Source organism: Mycobacterium interjectum (assembly GCF_900078675.2).
GTDB lineage: Bacteria > Actinomycetota > Actinomycetes > Mycobacteriales > Mycobacteriaceae > Mycobacterium > Mycobacterium interjectum.
Genome location: NZ_LT546237.1, coordinates 4637677 through 4647009, shown reverse-complemented (window position 1 = coordinate 4647009; position 9333 = coordinate 4637677). Strand labels below are relative to the sequence as shown.

Annotated in this window: 6 protein-coding genes and 5 pseudogenes; 7 read left to right on the top strand and 4 right to left on the bottom strand. The window is 68.4% G+C overall.

Translation table 11 applies throughout. The features are described 5' to 3' along the window. The 3 genes and pseudogenes from BN4348_RS61995 to BN4348_RS60605 all read left to right on the top strand — a co-directional run. Positions 1–552: pseudogene (locus tag BN4348_RS61995) on the top strand (fumarate reductase/succinate dehydrogenase flavoprotein subunit); the annotation flags it as partial. Further along, a complete protein-coding gene (locus BN4348_RS57005) occupies positions 552–1298 on the top strand; it encodes a succinate dehydrogenase/fumarate reductase iron-sulfur subunit (protein WP_066917442.1) in 747 nt (248 codons plus the stop codon). The pseudogene BN4348_RS61995 and the gene BN4348_RS57005, both read left to right, overlap by 1 nt. Before the next feature lie 30 nt (positions 1299–1328). Further along, a complete protein-coding gene (locus tag BN4348_RS60605) occupies positions 1329–1484 on the top strand; it encodes a hypothetical protein (protein ID WP_096866234.1) in 156 nt (51 codons plus the stop codon). A gap of 22 nt (positions 1485–1506) precedes the next feature. Here BN4348_RS60605 and BN4348_RS56995 read toward each other — a convergent pair whose 3' ends face one another. Together BN4348_RS56995 and BN4348_RS56990 are read right to left on the bottom strand one after the other, a co-directional pair. After that, positions 1507–1995 carry a flavin reductase family protein gene (locus BN4348_RS56995; RefSeq protein ID WP_066917441.1) on the bottom strand — a complete coding sequence of 163 codons (489 nt, stop codon included), beginning with the start codon at positions 1993–1995 and terminating at the stop codon, positions 1507–1509. Between the two features lie 51 nt (positions 1996–2046). After that, a pseudogene (locus BN4348_RS56990) lies at positions 2047–2681 on the bottom strand (2OG-Fe(II) oxygenase family protein); the annotation flags it as partial. A 270-nt stretch (positions 2682–2951) separates the two neighbouring features. Between BN4348_RS56990 and BN4348_RS56985 the strand changes: the two are divergent. Beyond that, complete coding sequence (locus BN4348_RS56985; RefSeq protein ID WP_066917440.1) at positions 2952–4787, top strand: acyl-CoA dehydrogenase; 1836 nt, start codon at positions 2952–2954, stop codon at positions 4785–4787. Positions 4788–5102: 315 nt separating this feature from the next. Here BN4348_RS56985 and BN4348_RS56980 read toward each other — a convergent pair whose 3' ends face one another. Next, entirely contained in the window at positions 5103–6470 is a 1368-nt protein-coding gene (locus tag BN4348_RS56980; RefSeq protein ID WP_276002938.1) for an acetyl-CoA C-acetyltransferase, read from the bottom strand. A gap of 92 nt (positions 6471–6562) precedes the next feature. Between BN4348_RS56980 and BN4348_RS56975 the strand changes: the two are divergent. Then, positions 6563–7273 (top strand): annotated as a pseudogene (locus tag BN4348_RS56975) (3-oxoacyl-ACP reductase); the annotation flags it as partial. Here the strand turns inward: BN4348_RS56975 and BN4348_RS56970 are convergent. Further along, positions 7273–7797 (bottom strand): annotated as a pseudogene (locus BN4348_RS56970) (chloride channel protein); the annotation flags it as partial. The pseudogenes BN4348_RS56975 and BN4348_RS56970 sit on opposite strands and share 1 nt — an antisense overlap. Here BN4348_RS56970 and BN4348_RS56965 point away from each other — a divergent pair. Both BN4348_RS56965 and BN4348_RS56960 read left to right on the top strand, forming a co-directional pair. Continuing rightward, positions 7798–8295, top strand: a pseudogene (locus tag BN4348_RS56965) (SDR family oxidoreductase); the annotation flags it as partial. Positions 8296–8314: 19 nt separating this feature from the next. Continuing rightward, positions 8315–9160 (top strand): MaoC/PaaZ C-terminal domain-containing protein, encoded by an 846-nt coding sequence (locus BN4348_RS56960; protein ID WP_066917438.1) that lies wholly within the window; start codon positions 8315–8317, stop codon positions 9158–9160. Positions 9161–9333 lie beyond the last annotated feature (173 nt).

Sequence of the window (9333 nt, the reverse complement as noted above, 5' to 3'; positions counted from 1 at the left end):
GCGGTCGCCCAGGACGCCGTCGACGCGGCGGCCCAGCGGGCGCTGGCCCCCTTCGAGGGACCCGGGAACGGCGCCGCCGAAAATCCCTACACCTTGCATCTGGAACTGCAGCAGTCGATGAACGATCTGGTGGGCATCATCCGCAAGTCGGAGGAGATCTCCGAGGCCCTGGGCCGGCTCGACAAACTGCGCGAGCGGTTCAAGAACATCCACGTGGAGGGCGGGCGCCAGTACAACCCCGGCTGGAACCTGGCCATCGACCTCCGCAACATGCTGCTGGTCAGCGAGTGCGTGGCCAAGGCCGCCCTGGAGCGCACCGAGAGCCGCGGCGGCCACACCCGCGACGATCACCCGTCGATGGATTCGTCGTGGCGCAAGGTCTTGCTGGTGTGCCGCGCGGCCGGCGGCGACGCCGTTATCCCCGACATCACCATCACGCGTGAAGACCAGACGCCGATGCGGCCCGATCTGCTGGAGCTCTTCGAGATCTCCGAGCTGGAGAAGTACTACACCGAAGAAGAGCTGGCCGACCACCCAGGACGGAGAGGCTAATGAGCTACAACGCCACCATGCGGGTGTGGCGCGGCGACGACGCCAGCGGCGCGCTGCAGGACTTCACGGTCGAGGTCAACGAGGGCGAGGTGGTGCTCGACATCATCCATCGCCTGCAGCAGACCCAGACCCCCGACCTCGCGGTGCGGTGGAACTGCAAGGCGGGAAAGTGCGGATCGTGCTCGGCGGAGATCAACGGCTACCCCCGGTTGATGTGCATGACCCGGATGTCGACGTTCGCCGAGGACGAGGTGGTGACCGTCACGCCGCTGCGGACCTTCCCGGTGATCCGCGACCTGGTCACCGACGTCTCGTTCAACTACGAAAAGGCCCGGGAGATACCGTCTTTCACGCCTCCCAAGGACCTGCAGCCCGGGGAATACCGGATGGCGCAGGCGGACGTGCAGCGCTCTCAGGAGTTCCGCAAGTGCATCGAGTGCTTCCTGTGCCAGAACGTCTGCCATGTGGTCCGCGACCACGAGGAGAACAAGAAGGCGTTCGCCGGCCCGCGCTTTTTGATGCGCATCGCCGAGCTGGAAATGCACCCGCTGGACACGCTGGACCGGCGCAACCAGGCGCAGGAATCCCACGGCCTGGGCTACTGCAACATCACCAAGTGCTGCACCGAGGTGTGCCCGGAAAACATCAAGATCACCGACAACGCGCTGATCCCGATGAAAGAGCGGGTCGCGGACCGCAAATACGATCCCGTGGTGTGGCTGGGTAACAAGCTGTTCCGCCGTTAAGCCCCCGCCCGCATCGGGTACCCGAAACCCATGCGAGGAACCACCAGCGTCAACGAGATCCGCACCGCGATCCGCCAGCTGTCGGTCCGCGCCGAACTCGCGCGCAAAGAAGGCCGGCAGGATGACGCGGCCGAAATCGATCGGCGCATCGACAGTTACCGGGACGAGCTCGGCCACCGCCCCTAGCGGGCGTGCCCGAGCCTGCTCCCTAGACGCCCAGTCGGCGGAACGTGCTGCGGTGAAACACGATGGGTGCCACCTCGGCGTCCACCGCCACCTCGTTGACGCGCAGGACCACGATCGTGTGGTCGCCCGCCGGGATCAGTTGCTCGATGGCGCTTTCCAGCCACAGGCCGGTGCCCTTGATGAAAACCGCACCGCTGGTGTAGGAGACCGTCTCCAGGCCGGCGAATCGGTCCCCGGTCTTGGCGGCCAACGTCCGCGCGGCCGCGTCATGGGACTCCCCGAGCACGCTGATGCCCAGCATCGGCACGGCCTTGAGCTTGGGCCAGGTCGTCGAGGTGTTCTGCACGCAGAACGACACCAGCGGCGGCTCGAGCGAAACGGGGACAAAGGTGCTGGCCGCCAGGCCTTCTCGGTTTCCTTCCACCTCGGCGGCGATGGCCACGACTCCTGACGGAAAGTGGCCGAAGGCCTCGCGGAGGGAGGACGGTGTCAGCTTGTTCGATGAGTTCACCGGACCTCATTCGCCCCTTCGCATCGGAGACGGTTTTCGCCTGGCCCGACCCTACCCGCCGAACGCCGGGCCGTCGCCATCACCCGGCGAGTATCGGTGCGCGGCCGCCACATCCGGATGCGCCCGCAGTCTGCTCTTCCAGGCGTTGCGGCCGCAGACCGAGAAGATGGGGTCGGCCGGGTCGTGCCGTGCGGCGGCCAGGGCCGCAAGTTCCCCGGGCAGCGACAGCACCGGCAGCTGCGCGTCCAGCCGCGGGTTGAAGAAGAACGGCACCGAAATCCGCTCCGTCGCCGTCGCGTCCAGGTTCACCCGGTGCTCGGTGGCCCTCAGGTAGCCGCCCGTCGCCACCTCGAGCAGCTCGCCGATGTTGACGATGAACGCCCCCGCCACGGGCGGCACGTCGATCCAGCCGTTCGAGCCGCCCGTCGCGCGCCGCACCTGCAGGCCGCGGCTGCCCGGCTCGCCTGGGGGCACCTCCCGCTTGCGGGGGACAACAGCGTCAGCGCGCCGGCGTCACGGTGCGCGCCCACGCCCTGCGAGCCGGCCGCGCGGGCGGGGTAGCGGATGACCTTGATGAGCGTGGCGGGTGCGTCGGCGAAGGCGGCGTCGAAGCCGTCGGGCGCGCTGCCCAGCGAGGCCGCCCAATGCGCGAGCAGGGTCCGGGCCACCGCGGACAGCGCGGCCTCCCGGAGGCGCTGCCGCAGCGGCTCGGGGCCGGCCCGCAGATCCACCACGGGCAACGCAGTGACGCGACTCACGTCGGTCACCGCCGATCGTCTCCGCAGGTCAGTGGGCTAATAACTGCCTGCCCAACCGGTTGGTTAGTTAGACGCTGCAATGTAGCTCACACTCGCTTGCGTTGACGCAAATAACGGATATATTTTAGGACAGTTACTGGTGGGTAACTTAGACCTAGTACCCAACCACAAGTGGCATTCTCAACGAGGAGGAACGTAGTGAGCCACTACAAGAGCAACGTCCGTGACCAGGTGTTCAACCTGTTCGAAGTCTTCGGCGTTGACAAGGCTTTAGGCCAGGGCGAGTACAGCGACCTGGACGTCGACACAGCCCAGGAAATGCTGACCGAGATCAGCCGGCTGGCCGAGGGGCCGGTCGCGGAGTCGTTCGTCGACGGTGACCGCAACCCGCCCGTCTTCGACCCCGAGACCCACTCGGTGACGCTGCCCGAGGCGTTCAAGAAGTCGGTGCAGGCGGTGCAGGAGGCCGGCTGGGACAAGGCCGGCATCGACGAGGTGCTCGGCGGCATGCCGATGCCCAAGGCGCTGGTGTGGGCGCTGCACGAGCACATCCTGGGCGCCAACCCCGCGGTCTGGATGTACGCCGGCGGCGCCGGGTTCGCCAACATCATCCACCACCTCGGCACCGAGGAGCAGAAGAAGTGGGCGGTGCTCTGCGCCGAGCGCGGCTGGGGCGCGACCATGGTGCTCACCGAGCCGGACGCCGGTTCGGACGTGGGCGCCGGGCGCACCAAGGCGGTCCAGCAGGAGGACGGCTCCTGGCATATCGACGGCGTGAAGCGGTTCATCACCTCCGCCGACTCCGGGGACCTGTTCGAGAACATCGTCCACCTGGTGCTGGCCCGTCCCGAGGGCGCCGGTCCCGGCACCAAGGGCCTGTCGCTGTTCATCGTGCCCAAGTTCCAGTTCGACTTCGAGACCGGCGAGCCGGGCGAGCGCAACGGCGTGTTCGTCACCAACGTCGAGCACAAGATGGGCCTGAAGGTCTCGGCGACGTGTGAGCTGTCGTTCGGCCAGCACGGCGTGCCCGCCAAGGGCTGGCTGGTCGGCGAGGTGCACAACGGCATCGCGCAGATGTTCGAGGTCATCGAGATGGCCCGGATGATGGTCGGCACCAAGGCGATCGCCACGCTGTCGACCGGCTACCTCAACGCGCTGGAATACGCCAAGGAGCGCGTGCAGGGCGCCGACATGACCCAGATGACCGACAAGACCGCACCGCGGGTGACCATCACGCACCACCCCGACGTGCGCCGGTCGCTGATGACCCAGAAGGCCTACGCCGAGGGTCTGCGCGCGCTGTACCTCTACACCGCGACCTACCAGGACGCGGCCGTGGCCGAGGCGCTGAACGGTGTGGACGCCGACCTGGCGGTCAGGGTCAACGACCTGATGCTGCCGGTGGTCAAGGGCGTGGGCTCCGAGCAGGCCTACGCGAAGCTGACCGAGAGCCTCCAGACCCTTGGTGGGTCCGGCTTCCTGCAGGACTACCCGATCGAGCAGTACATCCGGGACTCCAAGATCGACTCGCTCTACGAGGGCACCACGGCCATCCAGGCGCAGGACTTCTTCTTCCGCAAGATCGTCCGCGACAAGGGTGTGGCGCTGGCCCACGTGTCGGGTGAGATCCAGAAGTTCGTCGACAGCGAGGTCGGCAACGGCCGGCTGAAGACCGAGCGTGAGCAGCTGGGCAAGGCGCTGGCCGACGTCCAGGCCATGGCGGCAACCCTGACCGGCTACCTGATGGCCGCCCAGGAGGATGTCACCAGCCTGTACAAGGTGGGCCTGGGTTCCGTGCGCTTCCTGATGAGCGTCGGCGACCTGGTCATCGGCTGGTTGCTGCAGCGTCAGGCCGCGGTGGCCGTGGCGGCGCTGGACGCCGGCGCCAGCGGTTCCGAGCGGTCCTTCTACGAGGGCAAGGTCGCGGTGGCGTCGTTCTTCGCGAAGAACTTCCTGCCGCTGCTGGCCGGCACCCGCGAGGTCATCGAGACGCTGGACAACGACATCATGGAGCTCGACGAGGCCGCGTTCTAAGCCGCCTCCGACAACCGCAAAAGGTCCCCCGCTTCCTCGTTGAAGCGGGGGACCTCGTCGTTGCGCGCCGGTTTCCGAGCGAGCGAAAAAGACCGCCGCTGGATCCCCTCACTCCAGCGGCGGCCCTTTTCGGACGCCCGGAGCGCTCTTCCCGCGACCGGGCGGCTGACCAAAGGGATGCCCCGTATTGCCGTCGGGGTCGGGGGGTCAGACCACAACACGGGGCCATCCGGACGAGGGGATACCCCGCGGCCCGGGTTCATAACCGCCTGTGACGGATTTCATTTCGGCCCCGGGCGCCGAGCGCCCGGGATGTCAGGCCTGAAGGATCGCGGCGACGCCTTGGCCGCCCGCGGCGCAGATCGAAATCAGCGCCCGGACGGTCCCGCCGCCCTGCTGCCCGGCCTTCTGCTCGGCCACCTGCTTGGCGGCCTGCGCGAGGATCCGCCCGCCGGTGGCAGCGAAGGGGTGGCCGGCCGCCAGCGACGAACCGTTGACGTTGAGCTTGGACCGATCGATCGAGCCGAGCGCGGCGTCGAGCCCCAGCCGCTCCTTGCAGTATTCCTCGGATTCCCACGCCTGCAGGTGGGCCAGCACCACCGACGCGAACGCCTCGTGGATCTCGTAGAAGTCGAAGTCTTGCAGGCTCAGCCCGTTACGCGCGAGCAGCCGGGGCACCGCGTAGGTCGGCGCCATCAGCAGCCCGTCGCGCCCGTTGACGTAGTCGACCGCGGCGGTCTCCGCGTCCACCAAGAAGGCCAACGGCTCCATCGAGTGGGCGGCCGCCCACTCCTCGCTGGCCAGCAACGCGACCGAGGCGCCGTCGGTCAGCGGGGTCGAGTTGCCGGCCGTCATCGTCGCGTCGCCGTTCTTCACGCCGAAGACCGGGCGCAGCGTCGCCAGCTTCTCGGTGCTGGCGTTGGGCCGCAGATTGTCGTCCCGGTAGAGCCCCAGGAACGGTGTGACCAGGTCGTCGAAAAACCCGCGGTCATAGGCGGCGGACATGTTGCGATGGCTGGCCACGGCCAGCTCGTCCTGGTCGACCCGCTTGATGCCCATCTGCTTGGTGGTGATGGCGGCGTGCTCGCCCATCGACAGCCCGGTGCGCGGCTCGCTGTTGGCCGGGATCTCGAGCCCGAGGGTGGCCGGCAGCGTGCCCACCAGCCGCAGCCGCTCCAGGTTGGACTTGGACCGGCGCAGTTTGAGCAGCTGGCGGCGAAGGTTGTCGCCCAGCCCGATCGGCGGGTCGGAGGTCGTGTCCACCCCGCCGGCGGCGGCGACCTCGTAGCGTCCGGACGCCACCCCGTCGGCCGCGGCGATCGCCGCCTGCAGCCCGGTCCCGCACGCCTGCTGGATGTCGAACGCCGGCGTGTACGACGACAGCTCGGAGCCGAGCACGCATTCGCGGGTCAGGTTGAAGTCGCGGCTGTGCTTGAGCACCGCGCCGCCGACGACTACGCCCAGCCGCTCGCCGGCCAGCCCGAACCTGTCCACCAGCCCGTCCAGGGCCGCAGTGAACATGTCCTGGTTGGACGCCTCCGCGTAGGCGCCGTCGGACCTCGCGAACGGAATACGATTGCCGCCCAGCACCGCGACGGGTCGCCTGCTCTTACTCTCAGGGGCCACTTTTCTCTCCGTGTATCTCCGGGTACACCAGTTCTCGGACCGGCCGTTAGAGGCCATACTACCCACTGTTCTTACTCTGAAGTAAGTTCAGTCCCCGATACGGTTGGCCGATAACGGCACGCCACCCGAAGACAATGGAAGGCAGCTCAGTGGCTCCCAATCGCCCCGATTTGCTCACGCAGGTCGTCAATTCCGGCCCCGGATCGTTCCTGGCACGCCAACTTGGCATCCCCCAACCCGAGACACTTCGCCGCTATCGGCCCGGCGATCCGCCGCTGGACGGGTCCCTGCTGATCGCCGGGGAGGGCAGGGTGGTCGGGCCGCTGCGCGCGGCGCTGGCCAAGGACTACGACGTGGTGGGCGCCAACCTGGGCGGCCGCTGGGCCGACAAGTTCGCCGGCCTGGTGTTCGACGCCACCGGGATCACGGCGCCGGCCGGGCTGAAGGCCCTGCACGAGTTCTTCACCCCGGTGCTGCGCAACCTGGGCCACAGCGCGCGCGTCGTGGTGGTCGGCACCACGCCCGACGCCGCCGCCAGCACTGACGAGCGGATCGCGCAGCGCGCGCTGGAGGGCTTCACCCGCTCGCTGGGCAAGGAACTGCGCCACGGCGCCACGGTCCAGCTGGTGTACCTGTCGCCGGCCGCCAAACCCGCGGCCACGGGCCTGGAATCGACGATGCGGTTCATCCTGTCCGGCAAGTCGGCGTACGTCGACGGCCAGGTCTTTTACGTCGGGGAGGCCGATGCCACGCCGCCGGCCGACTGGGACCGGCCGCTGGACGGCAAGGTCGCGATCGTCACCGGCGCCGCCCGCGGTATCGGCGCCTGCATCGCCGAGGTGTTCGCCCGCGACGGNGCCGCCGACAGCGTCATGCCGCTGGCGAGGCTGACCGTCAGGATGCTGCGGCCGTTGCCGGGCAACTCCGGCCACCAATGCGAGCACACGCCCATCACCAGACCCGCCGCGGCCAGCGCCGGGATCAGCACCCACGTCCGCATCACCTTGGCCGGGCGCGCCGCGGCCATGAGGCGGTTGAACGCCAGACCCACCGCAAGCGTCAGCGGCGCCAGCATCAGCCCGTGCGCGGTCAGCACGTACGACGATTCCGCGCTGGGCCAGCTCAGGGTCGGCTCATCGTGCGTGGCGGCCGAGCAGATCGCGACGGCCAGGCTCGAGCTCAGGCATGCCGCGCCCAGCGCCCGCGGATGCCAGGTGTTGAGCATGATCCGCACGGTGAACAGCGCGCCGGCCAGCGGAACGGCGTAGACCGCGCCGAGCCCGGCCCCGGCGGCGCACGCGAGCAAGACCTCGCGGTCGTGCGCGGACAGCCGCTTCAACCATGCGGTGCCGAAATCGCCCAGGGCCGCGGCGAATTGGCGNCCGACATCTTGGTCAACAACGCCGGCATCACCCGCGACAAGCTGTTGGCCAACATGGACGACGCCCGCTGGGACGCGGTGCTGGCCGTCAATCTCCTTGCCCCGCAACGGCTCACCGAAGGCCTCATCGGCAACGGCAGCATCGGCGACGGGGGCCGGGTGATCGGCCTGTCGTCGATGGCCGGCATCGCGGGAAATCGCGGGCAGACCAACTACGCCACCACCAAGGCCGGCATGATCGGCCTCACCCAGGCGCTGGCGCCCGGGCTGTACGAGAAGGGCATCACGATCAATGCCGTTGCCCCGGGATTCATCGAAACCCAGATGACCGCCGCCATCCCGTTGGCCACCCGGGAGGTGGGCCGCCGGATGAACTCGCTGCTGCAGGGTGGGCAGCCCGTCGACGTCGCCGAAGCGATCGCCTACTTCGCCAGCCCGGCCTCGAATGCGGTGACCGGCAACGTCATTCGGGTCTGCGGCCAGGCGATGTTGGGCGCATAGGGCTTTCGAGGAGAACGCGATGAATCAGCCAAGCGGCCTGAAGAACATGCTGCGCGCGGCGGCCGGGGCCCTGCCGTTGGTGCCCCGCTCGGACCAGTTGCCCACCCGCACGGTGACCGTCGACGAGCTACCCGTCGACCACGCCAAGGTGGCCGAGTACGCGGCGGTCACCGGCCTGCGTTACGGCAACCACGTGCCGCTGACCTACCCGTTCGCGTTGACCTTTCCCGCGATGATGTCGCTGGTGACCGGCTTCGATTTTCCTTTCGCGGCAATGGGATCCGTGCATACCGAGAACCGCATCACGCAATACCGCCCGATCGCGGTGACCGATACCGTCGGCGTGCGCGTGCACGCGGAGAACCTGCGCGAACACCGCAAGGGCCTCTTGGTGGACCTGGTAACGGACGTCAGCGTCGGCAACGAGGACGCGTGGCACCAGGTGACCACCTTCCTGCACCAGCAACGCACCAGCCTGTCCGACGAACCCAAACCGCCGCCGCAGAAGCAGCCGAAGCTGCCGCCGCCCAGCACCGTGCTGCGGGTCAGCCCCGGCCAGATCCGCCGCTACGCCGTCGTCGGCGGCGACCACAACCCGATCCACACCAACCCGATCGCCGCCAAATTGTTCGGCTTCCCGACGGTCATCGCGCACGGGATGTTCAGCGCCGCAGCGGTATTGGCCAACATCGAGGCACGGCTGCCCGAGCGGGTGCAGTACTCGGTGCGGTTCGGCAAGCCGCTGGTGCTGCCCGGCAGCGCGGGCCTGTACATCGACCAGGGCGATGACGGCGGCTGGGACCTTTCGCTGCGCAACGTCGCCAAGGGGTATCCCTATCTGACCGGCAGCGTCCGGGCCGGCTAGCACTTGCGGGCCGGCGCGGCGGCCCTGCGGCCGAGCGTGAGCACCTTCAATCCGTATGCGGCGCAGGCGGTCAGCAGGAAGAGCAGGAACAGCCAGAGCGGCGGGGGGGGGGGGGGTGTTCTTTTACAACCATACATGGTTTTAAAAAAAAGCGGGGGGCGGCAAGGGGGGGG

Coding starts and splice junctions, on each gene's coding strand:
- BN4348_RS60605 (WP_096866234.1), top strand. CDS start 1,329: ATGCGAGGAACCACCAGCGTCAACGAGATCCGCACCGCGATCCGCCAG.
- BN4348_RS57005 (WP_066917442.1), top strand. CDS start 552: ATGAGCTACAACGCCACCATGCGGGTGTGGCGCGGCGACGACGCCAGC.
- BN4348_RS56960 (WP_066917438.1), top strand. CDS start 8,315: ATGAATCAGCCAAGCGGCCTGAAGAACATGCTGCGCGCGGCGGCCGGG.
- BN4348_RS56980 (WP_276002938.1), bottom strand. CDS start 6,470: ATGGCCTCTAACGGCCGGTCCGAGAACTGGTGTACCCGGAGATACACG.